17 protein-coding genes and 1 tRNA gene are annotated in these 18,124 nt (G+C 47.7%); 6 read left to right on the forward strand and 12 right to left on the reverse strand.

Annotation, left to right across the window (positions count from 1 at the left end):
• Positions 1-34: 34 nt before the first annotated feature.
• The 6 genes from CP950_RS02875 to CP950_RS02895 form a co-directional block, all read right to left on the reverse strand.
• Entirely contained in the window at positions 35-1,390 is a 1,356-nt protein-coding gene (locus CP950_RS02875) for a sulfate adenylyltransferase subunit 1 (protein ID WP_096672321.1), read from the reverse strand.
• A complete protein-coding gene (gene cysD / locus CP950_RS02880; RefSeq protein ID WP_096672322.1) occupies positions 1,390-2,313 on the reverse strand; it encodes a sulfate adenylyltransferase subunit CysD in 924 nt (307 codons plus the stop codon). The genes CP950_RS02875 and cysD overlap by 1 nt, the downstream gene beginning before the upstream one ends.
• A gap of 21 nt (positions 2,314-2,334) precedes the next feature.
• Entirely contained in the window at positions 2,335-3,063 is a 729-nt protein-coding gene (locus CP950_RS02885) for a phosphoadenylyl-sulfate reductase (RefSeq protein ID WP_096672323.1), read from the reverse strand.
• Entirely contained in the window at positions 3,060-3,854 is a 795-nt protein-coding gene (locus CP950_RS02890; protein ID WP_096672324.1) for a sulfite exporter TauE/SafE family protein, read from the reverse strand. The genes CP950_RS02885 and CP950_RS02890 overlap by 4 nt, the downstream gene beginning before the upstream one ends.
• 17 nt (positions 3,855-3,871) lie before the next feature.
• Entirely contained in the window at positions 3,872-4,036 is a 165-nt protein-coding gene (locus CP950_RS09915) for a hypothetical protein (RefSeq protein ID WP_165766397.1), read from the reverse strand.
• 129 nt (positions 4,037-4,165) lie between these two features.
• Positions 4,166-4,942 carry a ferredoxin--NADP reductase gene (locus tag CP950_RS02895; RefSeq protein WP_096672325.1) on the reverse strand — a complete coding sequence of 259 codons (777 nt, stop codon included), beginning with the start codon at positions 4,940-4,942 and terminating at the stop codon, positions 4,166-4,168.
• A 163-nt stretch (positions 4,943-5,105) separates the two neighbouring features.
• Between CP950_RS02895 and CP950_RS02900 the strand changes: the two genes are divergently transcribed.
• Positions 5,106-5,612 carry a disulfide bond formation protein B gene (locus CP950_RS02900; protein WP_096672432.1) on the forward strand — a complete coding sequence of 169 codons (507 nt, stop codon included), beginning with the start codon at positions 5,106-5,108 and terminating at the stop codon, positions 5,610-5,612.
• A 2-nt stretch (positions 5,613-5,614) separates the two neighbouring features.
• Here the strand turns inward: CP950_RS02900 and lysS are convergent, their stop codons facing one another.
• From lysS to CP950_RS02920, 4 genes are all read right to left on the reverse strand, one after another.
• Positions 5,615-7,159: a lysine--tRNA ligase gene (gene lysS, locus CP950_RS02905; RefSeq protein WP_096672326.1), complete on the reverse strand. Its 1,545-nt coding sequence runs from the start codon at positions 7,157-7,159 to the stop codon at positions 5,615-5,617.
• 24 nt (positions 7,160-7,183) lie between these two features.
• Positions 7,184-8,288 (reverse strand): peptide chain release factor 2 gene (gene prfB, locus CP950_RS02910; RefSeq protein WP_207760181.1). Its coding sequence is split into 2 segments (ribosomal slippage): positions 7,184-8,215 and positions 8,217-8,288, totalling 1,104 coding nucleotides; the frame shifts between segments, so codons are not numbered across the junction.
• Between the two features lie 18 nt (positions 8,289-8,306).
• Positions 8,307-10,070, reverse strand: a complete 1,764-nt coding sequence (gene recJ / locus CP950_RS02915) for a single-stranded-DNA-specific exonuclease RecJ (RefSeq protein ID WP_096672328.1) — start codon at positions 10,068-10,070, stop codon at positions 8,307-8,309.
• Positions 10,067-11,017: a hypothetical protein gene (locus tag CP950_RS02920; RefSeq protein ID WP_243391896.1), complete on the reverse strand. Its 951-nt coding sequence runs from the start codon at positions 11,015-11,017 to the stop codon at positions 10,067-10,069. Before CP950_RS02920 ends, recJ begins: the two co-directional genes overlap by 4 nt.
• A 70-nt stretch (positions 11,018-11,087) precedes the next feature.
• On the opposite strand from CP950_RS02920, the gene CP950_RS02925 reads away from it, so the two are divergent.
• The 4 genes from CP950_RS02925 to CP950_RS02940 are packed head-to-tail and all read left to right on the forward strand — an operon-like array spanning position 11,088 to position 16,389.
• Complete coding sequence (locus CP950_RS02925; RefSeq protein WP_243391911.1) at positions 11,088-12,347, forward strand: lipoprotein-releasing ABC transporter permease subunit; 1,260 nt, start codon at positions 11,088-11,090, stop codon at positions 12,345-12,347.
• Positions 12,340-13,047, forward strand: a complete 708-nt coding sequence (locus CP950_RS02930) for an ABC transporter ATP-binding protein (RefSeq protein WP_096672330.1) — start codon at positions 12,340-12,342, stop codon at positions 13,045-13,047. Before CP950_RS02925 ends, CP950_RS02930 begins: the two co-directional genes overlap by 8 nt.
• Complete coding sequence (locus CP950_RS02935) at positions 13,044-13,895, forward strand: TatD family hydrolase (RefSeq protein WP_243391897.1); 852 nt, start codon at positions 13,044-13,046, stop codon at positions 13,893-13,895. The genes CP950_RS02930 and CP950_RS02935 overlap by 4 nt, the downstream gene beginning before the upstream one ends.
• A 4-nt stretch (positions 13,896-13,899) precedes the next feature.
• Positions 13,900-16,389, forward strand: a complete 2,490-nt coding sequence (locus CP950_RS02940; RefSeq protein WP_243391898.1) for a DNA internalization-related competence protein ComEC/Rec2 — start codon at positions 13,900-13,902, stop codon at positions 16,387-16,389.
• A 442-nt stretch (positions 16,390-16,831) separates the two neighbouring features.
• Here CP950_RS02940 and CP950_RS02945 read toward each other — a convergent pair whose 3' ends face one another.
• Positions 16,832-17,398, reverse strand: coding sequence for a hypothetical protein (locus tag CP950_RS02945; RefSeq protein ID WP_096672331.1), 567 nt, complete (start codon positions 17,396-17,398; stop codon positions 16,832-16,834).
• Positions 17,399-17,454: 56 nt separating this feature from the next.
• Between CP950_RS02945 and CP950_RS02950 the strand changes: the two genes are divergently transcribed.
• Complete coding sequence (locus CP950_RS02950) at positions 17,455-17,820, forward strand: hypothetical protein (protein ID WP_133092078.1); 366 nt, start codon at positions 17,455-17,457, stop codon at positions 17,818-17,820.
• 65 nt (positions 17,821-17,885) lie between these two features.
• Here the strand turns inward: CP950_RS02950 and CP950_RS02955 are convergent.
• Positions 17,886-17,962 (reverse strand) — tRNA-Met (locus CP950_RS02955).
• Positions 17,963-18,124: the final 162 nt, after the last annotated feature.

The raw sequence follows: 18,124 nt of genomic DNA on the forward strand, positions 1-18,124 counted from the left end.
GTGGCTTTTTTCTTTGCAGAAAACGCTTCAGTTCCTAAAGTGGGGTAGTCGCCCTGATCATGCCAGCCGCCACAGTATGGTTTGTAGCTTCATCAATCAAAATAAATGCACCGGTCGCTTGCGATTGAGTAAAAAGATCTGCGGCAATGGGCTTTTGTAGGACCAAATCAATTTTGCCAATCTCATTCGTCTTTAGAGGATGCGTAGAGCTGGCATGGGATAAGGTGTGCACGTCTAGAACTTGCCGAATCTCTTTTACTTTGGCGCCAACGGTATTGGTAGTGTGCTGCAAAGCATATTTTCGACTCAGGGAAAGCGGCTCGCTATCAAGCCAGCAGAGGTCCGCAGAAATCTGCTTACTCAGGGTAGGGGGCGTCGCGTCATCTGTACTAATGAAGAGGCAGCCGCGCGATACATCAATATCTTCCAGTAAACGAATGGCTACCGCATCCCCTGTCTTAGCGGATTCCACCGCATTATTGGCAGTGGACTGCCCACGATTTGACTGATTGCCAAGATATATCTCAGCAACGGTAGCCTCAGTATTGCTAGGCAGCACACGAATCTTTTGACCTTTATGAATACTGCCGGATTCTATCTGTCCAAGATAGCCCCGGAAATCGTCTGAGGCACTGCCATCCTGACGCGCCACATATTGAACCGGAAAACGTAAAGCTATTTTTTCAGACTGGGGGCTGGTATCTAGGCACTCCAACCACTCCAATAGTGTCGGACCTGAATACCAGGGAGTATCTTTGCTAGCCTTAACCACATTTGCACCCAGCAAGGCAGAGATAGGAATCAGCGTGGGCTTGGGCAAGCCAATTTTTTCGCTTAATTCAGTAACGGCGGTGGTGATGGAATTGAAAATACTTTCATCAAAGTCAAATAAATCCATTTTGTTTACCGCAAACACGATGTGGCGTAGTCCGAGCAAATAAACGATAGCGGCATGACGCTTGGTTTGGGCTAATAAGGTGGCTGGCGTGGAGTTGAAATCCACGCGACTCGCATCAACCAAGATAACGGCAACATCAGATTGAGAGGCGCCGGTGACTAAGTTGCGGGTGTATTGCTCGTGCCCTGGAGCATCGGCCACGATGAACTTGCGTTTAGGTGTTGAAAAATAGCGATACGCCACATCAATAGTAATACCTTGTTCGCGTTCCGCTTCTAAGCCATCTGTCAAAAGAGCAAGATCGACTCCTGCATCAGCAGAGGTCACGCGGGCGTGTTTCGTTTTCGCCAGGGACTCAAGCTGATCTACCAAAATCGATTTGGTATCAAACAGTAAGCGGCCGATTAAGGTGCTCTTGCCATCATCAACGCTGCCGGCAGTAATGAAACGGACCACATTTTGGTGTGTCGTGTTCTTGCTTACTTGCGTCATTAGAAGTAACCCTCTTTTTTGCGACGCTCCATAGAGGCCTCATTTGTTTGATCGTCCATTCGAGTGGCGCCGCGCTCCGTAATTTCAGTAATGGCGGTTTCTGCAATGATCTCGATGGGATTGCTTGCCGTACTCAACACTGGGCAAGTGCAGCTAATGTCGCCCACAGTGCGAAAACGCACATCTAGCATCTCGCTAATCTCACCAGCGGCCTTCGGAGTGATATTGGTGACAGGAACTAGCAGGTTATTTTTCTTAACAACCTCACGTTGGTGGGTGTAATAAATGCTGGGGAGCTCCAAGCGCTCGCGAGAAATATATTGCCAAATATCGAGTTCAGTCCAGTTGGAGATTGGGAAGACGCGCATATTCTCTCCTTGAGCAATGCGGGCGTTATAGAGCTTCCACAGTTCAGGCCGTTGCGCCTTAGGGTCCCATTGACCAAATTCATCTCTGAAAGAAAAGATGCGCTCCTTAGCGCGCGCCTTTTCTTCATCACGCCGTGCACCACCCATTAAGGCATCAAATTCATATTCTGCGATAGCTTCTAATAAGGTGACTGCTTGCGCCGCATTGCGAGAATCTGTTTCCTTGCGCAGGCGCACAGTCCCCTTTTTAATGGAGTCTTCTACGTGCCCAACGATCAGTTTTACCCCTGTATCGACAACCACCTGATCCCGAAATGCAATGACCTCTGGATAGTTGTGCCCAGTATCAATATGCAAAATGGGGAAGGGTAGCTTTACTGGCCGATCGCCAAATTGAAACGCCTTACGCGCCAAGTGGAACATCACAATCGAATCCTTGCCGCCCGAGAAGAGCATTGCAGGATTAGCGCATTGAGCCACCACTTCGCGGATGATGAAAATCGACTCTGCTTCAAGCCAGTCCAAGTGATCATCCAATAATTTTGTTTCTAACATACCCACTTTTTTTCTTATTGATTATTTGTTTGCGTGCAGGCCGCACTCTTTACTATCGCTCTGTAGCCACCACCAACGACCCGCGCGAATATCTTCACCTTGCTTGACTGGACGCGTGCATGGTTCACAGCCAATACTAGGGTAGCCCTGCAAATGGAGTGGATGAATGGGTACCAATTCTTGCTGAATATAGGCCCAAACATCGCTTTCAGTCCAGTCGAACAAGGGGTTGAACTTGGCGATCCCGCGAGCATCGTCTAGTTCCTCAAAATGCAGCTCGGTGCGGGTAGTGGATTGCTCGCGTCTTTGACCTGTGAGCCATGCATCTGCACCAAGCAGGGCGCTATTTAAGGGTTTAATCTTACGAGCACCACAACAGGCTTTCTTAGCCTCTTCGCCATCATAAAAGCCATTCATGCCGTATTGATCCACAAAGGCTTCCACATCGCTCTCTTCTGGATAGACTTTTAAGATCTGAACGCCATAATGCGCTTCGGTCGTGTTCACCATATCCACCGTGGCTTGATGGAGTCGACCGGTGGCCAAAGTAAATAAATGAATAGCCACTTTGGCTTTGACTATGGCAGCGGTAATCACCATATCTTCGGCAGCTAAGCTGGTTGCAAAACGTACGTCACTAAAACGTGCCGTAATTGCAGTCAAGCGACCTTGAAGAATGGCAGACTTCTCAGCCAGTTGTTGCGCAGTAAGAGTGCTCTTAGGTATGGTCCAAAACTTTGGTGACATCATGATGAAACTAGTTTAATTCCCACGAGAAAAAGCGTGCCAGCCAAGGTTGTTCTCGCAACCCGCTCGGAAACAATACTGGTTAACTTGGCGCCCAACCAAATGGCAGGTACAGAGCCAATTAATAATCCGAAGAGCAAATCAAAATGGACATTGCCAAGCCACCAGTGGCCTAAACCAGCTAGGGCAGTCAGCGGTACTGCATAAGCAATATCTGTGCCAGCAACCTCTGATGCTTTTAAGTGTGGGTAGAGCAAGAGGATGAGTGTGGCTCCAATAGCGCCAGCCCCAATCGAAGAAATGGTGACCAAAACACCAATGATCGCTCCTACCAAGATAGTGGCTATCTTGAGATGGCCACCTCTAGGTAAACGCTGAGGATGGTCTTTTACCCACCGTAGAATCTTCGCACGGAAGAGGAGTGATGCCGCTGTCAATAAAACAGAAACGCCAATGGCTAAGCTGATGACATGATTCCAGTCCTTCGAAACTGGCCCAACAAATTTCAGTACCAAAATAGAGAGCACGGCAGTAGTCAAGCTACCAATGCACAGCAGTTTCACAATATCCCAGCGCACATTGCCATGGAGGCGATGCGCTGCGGTACCGAAGCCTTTGGTAATCGCTGCAAAGGCGAGATCAGTACCGACGGCTGTAGCAGGCGCAACCCCGAAAATAATCGTTAGTAAGGGGGTCATTAATGAGCCGCCGCCAACGCCAGTCATGCCGACTAGGAGGCCTACTAGCGCGCCCGAAATAATGTATTGAGAAGAGTTTAAGAAAAATTCCAGCATGGTTAGGTCTCGCAAACTTAAGCGAATGCGGCCTCGTCTTCTGAAAACTTGATCATGTCCATCAGAAACAGAATCTTGCGTTGAAAGCTTTTGCGCTCCGCGACCCTGTCGTGGGGCAGTTGATCATGCTCACGTAGAAGCTGGGTAATGATGGGGTTGTACTGAATGCGCACCGGAGACATTTCGATTCCTTAGTAAATAGGCCGTTATGGACAATTTACTAAGGTATCTATATATCCACAAGGAATATATAGCGATATCTACATTACTTTTGGGTATATAGCTTTCATACCCCAAAGCTACTTCTAGAATTACTTCTCAACAAACGCCCGCTCAAAGACGTAATCGCCTAAATGCCCCAAGCTGGGCGAGACCTTGAAGCCCTTGGCATCAAGCATGTCACAGGTTTCTTTCAGCATGGAGGGGCTGCCGCAAATCATTGCGCGATCCACTGCAGGATCTAAAGGAGGCAGGCCAATATCCTTGAAGAGCTGACCTGATTCGATAGCGGTAGTGAGGCGACCTGTTTGTTTGAAGGCTTCTCTAGTAACCGTGGGGTAATAAATTAGTTTTTCACGAATGATGTCGCCCAAGAATTCATCTTGGCTGAGATCTTCTTTGATGTACTCACTGTAAGCCAATTCGTTCACTAGACGCACACCGTGTACGAGCACAACTTTTTCAAATTTGTCGTAGGTATCGGGATCTCGAATGATGCTCATGAACGGCGCCAATCCTGTGCCAGTACTCAAGAGGTAGAGATGTTTTCCTGGATTTAAGTCATCAATGACCAAAGTGCCAACGGACTTTTGACTTACCAAAATAGGGTCGCCCACCTGAATCTTTTGCAAGCGCGAAGTAAGTGGACCATCTTGCACCTTGATGCTGAGAAACTCTAAATGCTCTTGATAGTTAGGGCTGGCCACGCTGTAGGCTCGCACTAAAGGCTTGCCATCAACCTCTAAACCAATCATGAGAAAGTGCCCACTCCGAAAGCGCAAACCTTGATTGCGGGTGGTGGTAAAGCTAAACAGGGTGTCGTTCCAATGGTGAACGGAGAGAACGGTTTCGGTGTGATATGAGGCCATAGAAAAAACTTAATCAACTTAATAAATGTTGCAAAGGCTTGATTATCCTCATAAATACCCATACCAATTGCGCAATGTTGGATTAAGTTCTTATATCAAAGCAACTTTTAGTAATAAAGATCTAATTCCTGAGTGCTTTTGCACTTTTGACTATTATCTAAGCATGAAGCCAAGTCAATACTATGTTCTCGCCTTAAGCAGTTTGTCCCTAGTGATCTTCGCGGTCATCTTGCAACAGGTAGGCTATCAGGGAGTCAGCTTTTTGCCTTGCCCTTTATGTGTTTTGCAAAGAGTAGGTTACTTAGGAATTGCCTTATTTTGCCTACTAGCTGCCAACACAGTTTCCCTGAGAATGTACTTTCATGTGCTCGCACTCATGACGGCTATTTATGGGTTTTCAGTAGCGGCTCATCAGGTTTGGCTCTTATCGCATCCAGCATCTTCTTGCGGCATTGATCCTTTAGAAACTTGGATCAATCGCTTTCAATTGGCAAAGAGTTTTCCCATGTTATTCAAGGCGGATGGCCTTTGCTCTGCGCAACTGCCAGCCATTTTAGGTTTGCAAGTGCCCGAATGGTCTTTGCTGTGGTTTGGTGGATTTTTAGTGGTGCTCTCGCTCACCCTAATGAAAAAGCCCGCACCCGCAACGCCAGCTAAACCACTAACTTAGACTTACTCCTCTTCGCGCCGTAAATGCGGAAACAAGATCACATCGCGAATATTGGGGGAATCAGTTAAGAGCATTACCAAGCGGTCAATACCGATACCGCAACCACCAGTTGGGGGCATGCCGTACTCAAGGGCACGAATGAAATCATGGTCAAAGTACATGGCCTCTTCATCACCCGCTTCTTTTTGAGCTACTTGCTTACGGAAACGATTGGCTTGATCTTCAGCATCGTTTAACTCTGAAAAGCCATTGGCAATCTCACGACCGGTAATGAACAACTCAAAGCGCTCGGTGATGCCAGGCCGGGTATCGGATTCACGGGCAAGCGGACTGACTTCAATGGGGTAATCGATGATGAAAGTTGGTTCCCAGAGATGCTCTTCCGCTACCAGTTCAAATAAGGCGAGCTGAAGTGCGCCGAGACCGGCATTTTTCAAGGTTGGGCTGTCAGGATTTTCCCCACCTTTTTTTAGCTCACCACGAATAAAATCGGCATCTTCTAATTGAGCGGCTTGGTAGGTTTTATTGGACTGCGGAGCATATTGCAAAATCGCCTCGCTAATAGAAAGGCGGTGAAACGGTTTGCTTAAATCTAATTCACGACCTTGATGGCTTAATACAGCAGTGCCTTGGGCATCGACTGCCGCTGCACGAATTAAGCCCTCAGTAAAGTCCATCAACCAACGGTAATCCGTGTAGGCCGCATAGAACTCCATCATCGTGAACTCAGGGTTGTGACGCGGGCTAACGCCTTCATTGCGGAAGTTGCGATTAATTTCAAAGACACGTTCAAAGCCACCCACGACTAAGCGCTTGAGATACAACTCAGGCGCGATGCGCAAAAACATCTGCATGTCTAAAGCATTGTGATGCGTAGTGAAAGGCTTAGCCGTAGCGCCGCCAGGAATAGGGTGCAGCATCGGCGTTTCCACTTCCATGAAATCCGCCTCGAGCATATGATTCCGCAAAGAAGCAATTGCCTTGCTACGGGCCTTAAAAGTATTGCGACTTTCAGGATTGACGATAAGGTCGACGTAACGCTGACGGTATTTTGTTTCCAGATCAGACAGACCATGAAACTTGTCTGGCAGGGGGCGCAATGATTTGCTCAGCAAGCGCAGCTGACTGCATTCGACAGAGAGCTCGCCTTTATTGGTTTTAAAGAGATTGCCTTCGGCGGCAATAAAGTCACCCATGTCCCAATGCTTAAATGCATTATGAATATCGGCGCCACTGAGCTCATCACTAATATAAAACTGAATCTGGCCAGTCCGATCCTGAATCGTCGCAAAGCTAGCCTTGCCCATGACCCGTTTGAGAACCATGCGTCCCGCCACTTTGACAGAAATCTTTTTCTCTGCCAATTCCTCTTTGCTCAAGCTGTCATAGTGAGTATGCAGATCCGTTGCTAAGTGGGTAGGCACAAAATCATTTGGGAAGGCAATGCCTCCTTTGCGAAGTTGCACTAATTTCTCACGGCGTTCCGAGATGATGTGGTTCTCATCCAGTGCTTCGGTAGTATTGGGTGGAGTGGCTTTATCGTTCATATCTTCAGTATCACGAAAATGGGTTTATACGCCTTGTTTCAGGCTGGCTTCAATGAAAGCGTCCAAATCACCATCCAATACTTTTTGAGTATTGGAGATCTCTACATTGGTACGCAAATCTTTAATACGACTTTGGTCTAGCACATAGGAGCGGATTTGATGACCCCAACCCACATCGGTTTTGCTCGCCTCTAACTTGTCTTGTTCTACTCGGCGTTTTTGCATTTCGTGTTCGTACAAGCGCGATTTCAGCATCGTCATGGCTTCCGCACGATTGCGGTGTTGACTGCGGTCGTTTTGGCACTGCACAACGATGCCGGTGGGCAAGTGCGTTAAACGGACAGCGGAGTCCGTTTTATTAATATGCTGACCACCAGCACCCGACGCGCGGTAGGTATCTGTTCGGATGTCCGCAGGATTGACATCTATCTCAATCGAATCATCGATCTCAGGATAGACATAGATACTGGCGAAGGAAGTATGGCGCCCGTTGGAGGAATCAAAAGGAGACTTGCGGACTAAGCGATGAACGCCGGTTTCTGAACGCAGATGACCATAGGCATATTCACCATCGACTTTGATGGTGGCGCTTTTAATGCCAGCAACATCACCATCAGATTCTTCTAGAATTTCCGTTTTATAGCCCTTGCGTTCACAGTATTTCAGATATTGACGAAAGAGCATGCTGGCCCAATCACAGGCTTCAGTACCACCCGCACCCGCCTGAATATCGATAAAGCAACTGCATGGATCCATCTCATTGTGGAACATACGGCGGAACTCTAAATCACCAACCGTCTTGCTATAGCTTTCAACATCATGCGCAATGGCAGTGATAGTCTCAAAATCATCCTCTTCTTTGGCCATATCAAATAATTCGATGGCACCAATGAGATTGCTATTGAGGTCGGAGAGGGTAGCTACCACCCCATCGAGCATTTTCTTTTCTTTGCCGAGGGCTTGGGCTTTCTTTTGATCATCCCAAATGGTGGGATCCTCAAGAATCGAATTGACTTCGGTAAGGCGACGTGACTTTACTTCGAAGTCAAAGATACCCCCGAAGCGCTTGCTCACGAACGAGCAGGTCGGAAAGGGTATTAGAAATAGTATTGAGTTGTTCGGCTTCCATCCCTCAATTATAAGGGGGTTATTTGCCTACAGCCAATTCGCTGTCATCATGCGCTTCGATCATCAACTGCACCCGCGCTACCCCTTGATAGCGGTCAGTCACTATGCGATAGGCCAACTTGGCCCGCTTAGGTAAGGTTTGTGTGCGGTTGAACCAAACTCCTGTCAAGGGTTTGCTGAGGGACTCCCCATTACCTAAGGGGCGCATTTGCAGACGCAAATGCTTTTCTTTCATCAAACTTTGTTGAGCAATTTCGAACTCGCCATAAAACAAGGGCTGTGGAAAACCTTGCCCCCAAATTTCTTCGGCTAACAGGTCGCCTATTTCGGGAGTTAATTCGGAGGCAGCTAAAGCGCCATCGTGGGGGTGGCGCCGCTCGAGCAACTCATCGTTGAGTAGCTCGTTAGCTACCTGTTGAAATAAGTTATCAAACTTATCAAAATCCATCTTCCTAATGCTTAGCCCTGCAGCCATCGCATGCCCACCAAATTTAAGAATCAAGCCAGGCTCTCGCTTAGACACAATGTCTAGCGCATCCCTCAGGTGAAAGCCAGTCAGCGAACGTCCCGAGCCGCGTAACTCTTCTCCAGTCGACCCATCTGCCGGAGCAAAAATAATTGCTGGGCGATTAAAGCGTTCTTTCAAGCGGGAGGCAATAATGCCGACTACGCCCTGGTGCCACTCAGGGTGCCAAAGACAAATACTATTCCGCTCCGCCATCGTATTTGCCAATTGATCTTCCGCTAAATGCGCCAGGGCAGTTTCTTGCATCCCGGTTTCGATGACGCGACGCTCACGATTAATGCGATCCAATTCTTGGGCCAGTTCAATTGCCTGTTCTGGCTGATCACTAATTAGTAAGCGGATGCCTAAGCTCATATCTGCGAGTCGCCCGGCAGCATTGAGGCGAGGACCAATTGCAAAGCCTAAATCAAAGGTGTTGGCTTTAAGTGCATCCCGCATTGCCACCTGAAAGAGCGCAGCAATACCCGCTTGCGATCCTCCTGCCCGAATACGCTTTAAGCCATTCGCAACAAGAATGCGGTTATTGCGGTCCAGTTGAGCCACGTCAGCAACGGTTCCCAAAGCCACTAAATCTAAGAGACTCTCGATTTTTGGCTGGGTTGCAGCTGTGAATTTGCCACGCTTTCGTAGTTCAGCGCGCAGGGCTACCAATAAGTAAAACATGACGCCCACACCCGCCAACGCTTTGCTCGGAAAGGTGCAGCCAGGTTGATTCGGGTTGACGATGGCGAGCGCTTGTGGAAGACGGTCGCCGGGCAGGTGGTGGTCCGTCACAATTACTTGCATGCCCAGTGCATGCGCGTGATCGACGCCGGCCTCACTAGCAATACCATTGTCAACAGTGATGAGGTACTTGGGTTTAGGGTTTTGTTGCGCGGCTAATTCCACTACCTCAGGGGTTAGTCCATAGCCCATCGTAAAACGATTGGGGACTAAAAACTGAATTGCCACATCCTCTCCACCCAACATTTTCAAACCTCGCACAGCGACTGCGCATGCGGTAGCGCCATCACAGTCGTAGTCCGCCACCACTAATATGGGTTCCTTACGCTCCAGAATATCGGCGAGTAAGCTGGCCGTGCTTACACAGCTCTTCAGCTCGAGCGGCGAGAGTAATTGCTTTAGATCAAGGGATAATTCTTCTGGTGCGTCGACACCTCGAGCGGCAAATAGTCTTGCTAACAGAGGGTGCAGACCGCTTTGTTCTAACCAGCTTGAGGTGCGTTCGGAGTAGGGCCGCTGTGGAAAAAGGCTCATGACTGACTAATATCAGCCCAGGTCAAGACTTTGGGTTTTTGCCAAAAAGCCCAAGCAGAAGTGCTTAAGTCTTTTGCGGTAAAAACACGACGACGCGCAGCCCCTTTTTTGAAATCAATGATTTCTACTTCTTGGAGCGCTTTTGTATCCAAAGCTTTGAGCAGCTCTGGCCAAAGTTGGGCCGGATCCTCTAGCCAAGCAAATGCGTTTTCCATGGCTGAAAGATCAACCGTAAGCTGATGAGGAATCCCTAGGTGTTTAGCTAAACCGGCCAATAAGGGATGTCCACCATAAATGACTGCGCTTTGCTTTAAGACCTGAGGCGCCTCAACTGCGTTGAGCTTGCCAATGCCACTTAACCAAATTGAGTTGATTTTAGGCAGACCCCGTGCTTCGCGCGCCTCATTTGTGGGGTCGACATGCCACAGCATCTGAATCTCATTTTGAATTTTGCGCCAACGCTTTGCTAGGCCTACTTCATGGGTATCGTGTGGCATCCACCAGTCGATATTGCGTCCATGGGATTGATCTACGGAATGGGTCGCTAGGCTAGCAAAAGGACCAGCAGAAATGAACCACTCTCTGCTCCCCTGAAATAAGAGTGGATGCTGAAAGTCTTCCTCAATTAGAGGGAGGGCAACTTTAAGTAGATTGGCGGATTCTTCGCTTGTCAGATCAACCTGACTTTGTGCCATCAAAATAAGATGATCGCGGGTTGCGTGTAAATGCACGGGCTGTAGGCAGGCAATACTTTGATCCGGATCAAAAGCCTGATTAGTCTGCCCGAGTAGCAATACGGGTGCAGCAGGGAGTTTTTCTCCGAGAAGAAAGCGTTCATGCGGTAAGCCGCTCATGGGGCCCATATGCTGAGGATCATCTAGATCGTAGGCATCCTCCCCTGAAAGCATCAGGGTAAAGCGCTTAGGAAGGAGTTTGGTCGCGGTCATTCCCTTTATTTTAGGGGGCAATTGTGGAAACCATGTGAATGCCTGCTCAATTGTCTACACTGTGGTTATGTTGAGACTTCCTTTAGAACTAGAAATCGGCCTGCGTTACACCCGCTCCAAGCGTCGTAAGACTGTGGGTAAGCGAGATGGCTTCCTCTCCTTTATCTCCGGAATTTCTACCGCCGGGATTGCTTTGGGTGTGGCTTCCTTGATTGTCGTGCTATCCGTAATGAATGGCTTTCAGAAGGAAGTTCGTGATCGTATGCTTTCCGTACTTTCTCATGTGGAAATTGTTTCCCCAGATGGATTGTCCAATTGGGAGCCGCTTGCTCTCAAAGTAGCCAATCAGCCGCATGTGATTGGCGTGGCACCTATGGTGAGTTCGCAAGGGCTGTTAAGTCGCGATTCGGCAATGCGTGGCGTGTCGATTCGTGGTGTATCGCCAACTGAGGAGGGTAAGGTATCCGATTTGCCCAAACAATTTGTGGCTGGCAGCATTAATGATCTGCAGCCAGGGAGCTTTGGTGTTGCCTTAGGGGCTCAGTTAGCCAACATGATGGGTGCACACGTAGGTGATCGCGTCAATTTGATCGTACCCGAGAGTGATCTCACCCCTGCGGGAGCGATGCCCAGAATGCGTACCTTGCAGGTAGTCGGTGTTGTGGATAGCGGGCACTATGAGTTTGATAGTTCTTTGGTCATCATGCATTGGAAAGATGCTGCAGCCTTATTGCGTTTACAAGACCCCTCTGGACTCCGAGTCAAAGTAGACAATATGCAACGTGCCCCAGAGGTGGCGATTGAACTCTCGCAAGCGCTTCCTCCTCAACTGTGGATTACGGATTGGTCGCGCTCCAATCGCAATTGGTTCGCAGCCGTGCAAACCGAGAAGAAAATGATGTTTATCATTTTGACCTTAATCATCGCTGTTGCCGCCTTTAACTTGGTTTCCACACTCGTGATGACCGTCAATGAAAAGCAGGCCGATATTGCCATCTTGCGGACCATGGGTGCAAGCCCTGGATTGGTCCAAAGAATTTTTCTAGTACAAGGTTTGGCAATTGGCCTCATGGGTTCTTTGGCAGGAGTTGGCCTAGGTCTCTTAATAGCTCTCAATATTGATGTGATTGTCCCAACGATAGAGGCCCTATTTAGGGTGCGTTTCTTACCCCGCGATGTCTATTTTATTAGCGAGCTTCCATCTGATGTTCACTTTTCTGATGTGCTGACCGTGGGTTTAATGGCCTTCGGTCTCTCTGTGTTAGCTACGATCTACCCTAGCCGAAGGGCTGCTCAGGTTCAGCCCGCGGAGGCTTTGCGCTATGAGTAATCCAGTACATACCTCTCATGAGCTGATCCTTGATGCCAAGGGCTTAGCCAAAACGTACGGTAAGGGTTCTACCGCGGTCTCCGTTCTTAAGGAGATTGATTTGCAAGTGGCGCCATCGGAGAAGGTCGCTATCGTAGGGTCATCAGGGTCAGGCAAGAGCACGCTCTTGCACTTGTTGGGAGGCCTAGATACCCCCTCGGCTGGATCGGTGATTTTGGCCGGGGAAAATTTAAATACCTTGCCTGAGGCTAAATTAAATCGTCTACGCAATCAGAGCTTAGGATTTATTTATCAGTTTCATCATCTTTTAGATGAATTCAGTGCCATTGAAAACGTTGCCTTACCCTTGCGGATTCGTGGCTTAGATCCTGCTGAAGCTTTGGCGCGAGCAAGCAAGATGTTGCATGCTGTAGGTTTGGCACATCGCGAACTTCACACCCCAGGCGAGTTATCAGGAGGAGAGCGACAACGCGTAGCGGTAGCCCGAGCTTTGGTAGGTAACCCCGCCTGCGTTCTTGCAGATGAACCTACCGGAAACTTAGATACTGAAACCGCTGATGGCGTATTTGATTTAATGCTGGATATTGCGCGTGATCAAGGTACAGCCTTTGTCATCGTGACCCATGACCCCATTCGTGCAAAACGCTGCGACCGGATTTTGCATTTAGAGCGTGGGGTATTAAAGACGTTCTCAGCATGAAAGCCGGGCTCATTTGGGCTGACACACTTTGTCAGTTAAATTCATCCACGTTTGCTTTGATGCTGCCGCAACTGCTTGAGCGGGCAGCGCAGCAGGGCGTCAACGCCATACTGATGCCATCGATCACGACGGCTGACTGCACGCAATTAAAGACCTTAGCCTCTACTCATTGCGATCAAATTCCAGGTTTGGTTTACACGCTAGGTATTCATCCTCTGTATGTAGATCAGGTAACAGAGGATGATCTAGTCATGCTCCAAAAGCAGATTGAACATGCTTTACCTGATCCACGCTTTGTGGGTCTTGGTGAGATCGGTTTGGATTATTTTGTGGCAGGAGTCGACGTTGCAAAACAAGAGTTCATTTTTCGAGCCCAATTAGACATAGCGGAACAATTTCAGTTGCCAGTGGTGTTACATTCGCGCAGAGCCCATGATCAGATCTTAAAAGCTTTGCGTCTGCGTGCAAAGATCAGTGGGGTGGTTCATGCATTTAATGGCAGCATTCAACAAGCAGAACAATTTATCGGCTTGGGATTCAAATTGAGCTTTGGAGGAGCCGCTACTTATGCGCGCGCACTACAAATTCGACGCTTACTAAAAGAGCTCCCCCTCGAAAGCATTGTGATTGAAACAGATGCGCCAGATATCCCCCCAGCTTGGCTGAAGGAGGAGGATGGACTTTTTAACGAGCCGGCTTATTTACCTCGCATAGCGCAAGAACTGAGCAATATAAGAAATGTTCCCATCGAAGAATTCTCAAAAGCAGTGTGGGGCAATACATTGCAAGCCTTCCCTCGCTGGTCAGCCTTGATGGCCAACACCTCAAACCCTTCTACCCTTTCTTAAAGTATTGCGCTGGGCTATTGCGGCGTTTATCGCCGGGGGATCACTCCTTCTCTTTTTATCGGCGATACCAGAGGGATGGCAATTTTGGTGCAGTGTATTCAGCATGACCTGCTCCGCTGCTTTCCTTCTGTGTAAGAAATTGCTGCTTCCCTCCTATTCAGCCAATCTCTGTGCAATACTTTTTTTCTGCGTATTGGGTTTTGCTTGGAATGCACATTACGCTGAGGGGCGCTTAAGTAATATTCTGGATTCTGCGCTTGAGGGGGCTGAGATCTCGATAGAAGGGCGCGTGAATGCCTTGCCCCAAAGTAATGCGTCAGGAGCTAAGTTTGCCTTCGCAGTCGATCGGGCTTTCGTGCGCCGAGAGCTAGTCAATGATTTTCCCAAGCAAGTCTATTTGAGCTGGCAGCCAGCCTGGCGTAATCCTGAAGCTATTCCTGAAGTTATACCTGGTCAGCGCTGGCTGTTTAAGGTGAAACTCAAAAGACCTTACGGATCTTTAAATCCTCATACCTTCGACTTTGAGCGCTGGTCCTTTCATCAAAATTTTGGTGCTAGTGGGTCTATTAAATCTGGGGAGCTTCTCAAAGGCAAAGATATTGGGCTGTTCGAGCTCGCTCTCGGTATGGAATACCGTCGCTGGCAACTTCGTAAAAAGATTCAGAATCTCTTATCGCCAAGTGCACGTTACGGGGGCGTCATTGCTGCGCTGGTGATGGGGGATCAAAACGCCATAGATCAGGAAGATTGGCGAGTATTTAATATCACCGGTATTGGCCATCTGATCTCTATCTCTGGTTTGCATGTCACTATGCTGGCGGGTCTTGGTGCAGGCCTTGCGGCCTTTATTTGGCGACGTAATACCTTGCCCTTGTTTATTCCAGTGACGAAGGTAGCGGCTGCCTCAGGATTTATTACCGCATTTGTGTACGCCTGGTTAGCGGGCTTTCAGATTCCGGCGCAGAGGACTATGTATATGGTGGGAGTGGTTGCATTTGCCCTGTGGTCTGGCAGAAACCCGCGCTCTTTTGATATTTGGTGGTGGGCCCTAGCATTTGTTTTATTGATTGATCCGATGGCGCCTTACACGCCTGGTTTTTGGTTATCCTTTGGCGCAGTCGCAGCCATCTTATTTGCCATGCAAGACTCTGGAGGTCTATTAGGAATTCCTACTGGCAAAGAATTGGAGATGCATTGGCAAGAGAGAACTCAGCAGGCCTTGCTTGAAGCCTGCCGTGTGCAAGCAGTAGTCACGGTGGCATTATTACCACTTACCTTATATTGGTTCTATCAAGTTTCAGTAGTATCCCCCTTAGCGAATGCATTTGCCATTCCGCTGGTCAGTTACATCGTGACGCCATTGGCGATAAGCGGCGCCCTGCTTCCAGAGTTTCTTGGTAAGTGGTTGTTAATTGCAGCACACGCTTCGTTAGAGTATTTGGCAATTGTCCTTGCTTGGATGGCGAGCTGGCGCTGGTCAGTGGGGCACTCTCATCAACCCCAGTGGTGGGCATTAGTCATCTCAAGTATTGGTGTTGTTTTGGCTATTCGTCCAGGCCCACTAGCCATGCATCGGAAATCAAGGATATTCGGTCTGAGTCTATGCGCCGTGGTGTTCATCAAGCCTATTGAGGGAAAGCTTCCCGTAGGAGCATTCCGAGCTACCGTATTGGATATCGGGCAGGGGACCGCCGTGTTGATAGAGACCAAGAGCAAAAACTTACTCTATGACACCGGACCAAGTCAGGGAAAAAAAGAGGATGCCGGACAAAGAGTGATCGTGCCATTTTTGCGGGGCCGAGGGATTCACTCCATTGATCGAATGGTGATCAGTCACAGTGACAGCGATCACATTGGTGGCGCGGCATCCGTCTTAAAGGATATTTCGGTACATTCCATGATGGGCTCATTACCCGCCAATAATCCTTTATTAGACAATCTCAACACAAGAAAAATCCCGAGCCTTCCATGTCGTTTTGGGCAATCGTGGGTTTGGGATGAAGTGGAGTTTGTGATTTGGCATCCTGATGAACAAAGTTACTTCACCAGCAATCCATCTGGAAAACCAAATGAGATGAGTTGTGTATTAGAAGTTCGTAGTCAAGACACTTCTTTCTGGTTGACGGGCGATGTTGAAAAACAAGGGGAGGCTGAGATGGTCAGGCGTTTGACCGGCCAACACCTAAAAAACTTAGAAAATAAGAACCTGATATTGATGGCGCCCCATCATGGCAGTAAGACCTCTTCATCATGGGACCTATTAAACAAGTTGAGCCCAGATCAAGCCTTTGCGCAGAATGGATATCGCAATCGCTATGGACACCCGCATCCGACTGTTACTGCACGCTATGAGGAATTAGACATTCCGTTTCTGCAGACTCCTAAAACGGGAACTCAGGTTTGGGAATTCAGTAAAAAAGGTTGGACCTTGAAAACCTCAAGAGATCAGGGTCTGCGTATCTGGCATCGTCGGCCAGACAAATCCATCCGTTGATGCTTAAGATGGTTAATTCTGAGTATGGACATTAGTCAAAGATTGATGTGTCACATTTTCCTAGAAAAATTACCTCAGATATTTTTTCACCACCTGCTATTTTTTGTATCGTAATAGTTGATTCGTAGAGCATGCCCAGGCTTCGATTAAGAATGTGATAGTGATTTATGTTGAGGTCGCCCTCAGTTTGAGTTTTTGAGCATTGAATTGTTTTTTCAGCTGCAGTGCAAGAGTGCTCAGGCAAGGACTGATTTTGGAATTGATATGTCAGTATTTTATCTTTTGACTCAGTTAGCTTGCTATCCACTGCTAGTGATTGATGCCCATAGCATTGAAAGCTAAAGTTATTTGAATCTTGGGGAACAAGCAGAGAGAACAATCAGTGAGAGGAGGACCAGCACATATTTCATATAGAAAGCATTTATAATATCTATATATTATTCTATCTGATTTTTGTATTGCGATTGATATATAAGCCAGCAAAAAACTTGAACACCAATAAAACAAGCAGTGTTCCAACGGAATTTCCAACAAGTTCAATTATTAGTCCATCAGAGCCTAAATCTCGTAGGTTCACAAAAACGTACCAGTAATGATGAAGCATTGCTCGGATGGTCGAGTAAATGAGGACGCATAAAACGAGATTTTTGACGCATAAGTTACTAAGGTCATGATTAATTTTTAAACCATCAACCACCACATGTCGAGAAATGTAAGGGGCAAAACCTGCGATGATGGCAATTCCTATTGATGGAATAAGCTCGCCTGGAAAGCGTACCAAGTAAGCAATTGGAAATACGGCTAACGTAATGCCTAATGGGCCTGTGATGGGAAGGACTAGCGAAAGAAGGAGAGAGATACCGGCTGGAATAAAAATCCAGTGAGCACCAACCTCTGGTGAAATCCTACTAGTCAGCCATAAATTCAAAAAATAGAACAAAGTGTATAAAATAGCACTAAGAGACAATTCAAAAATAATCGTTTGAAATTGAAAGGCTGGTTGCTTCAATGGATACCCTTTATCAATGAATAATTATTATATTAAACATGGAATTTATAAACATCATGGAAAACACTAGATTTAAGAAAGAGTTGCCTTCATATTTGAGGTTTATTCAGTTGGTGGAAAGTATTGGCTTAATGAAGCTATCGCCCGAGTTAGACGACTTAGAGGCGCATCTCCTTGATAGAATTGCTATCAACGCTTTGAGTGGAACCCATGTGCAAATTGGTGAGATGCTGGCTTTGTCCCAATTAGGCTCTCAAGCCACTATACATAATCGAATTAAAAGATTAACGGCTAACGGATACCTCAGCGTGAGAATTGATCAGGCTGACGCGAGAAGGAAGTATTTGATACCTACGTCATTAGCTAAAAAGCGGTTTGATGTTCTCTCTAAGGCCTTAAATAAGGCTGTTCTAGGGGCTTAACCCCTTTTACAGCGAAGTCAGAAAAGCAAAAAGCCCTTATAAATAAGGGCTTAGCGCTGTAATACTGGTTGCGGGGGCAGGATTTGAACCTACGACCTTCGGGTTATGAGCCCGACGAGCTGCCAGACTGCTCCACCCCGCGTCTGAGTCTGACATCATAGCACTTATCTACCTACTCTGTCTAGGGTTCCTTTAAGGAAGCATTGATACTGGGTTGCTTTTTTGGGAGGGAACTTCCTTAAAAGGCGCTTTAGAAGGAGTAATATATTGCCACGCAACAAAGCTCAGCATCAATCTTGAATAA

Origin of the sequence: Polynucleobacter meluiroseus (assembly GCF_900205755.1) — a bacterium.
GTDB lineage: Bacteria > Pseudomonadota > Gammaproteobacteria > Burkholderiales > Burkholderiaceae > Polynucleobacter > Polynucleobacter meluiroseus.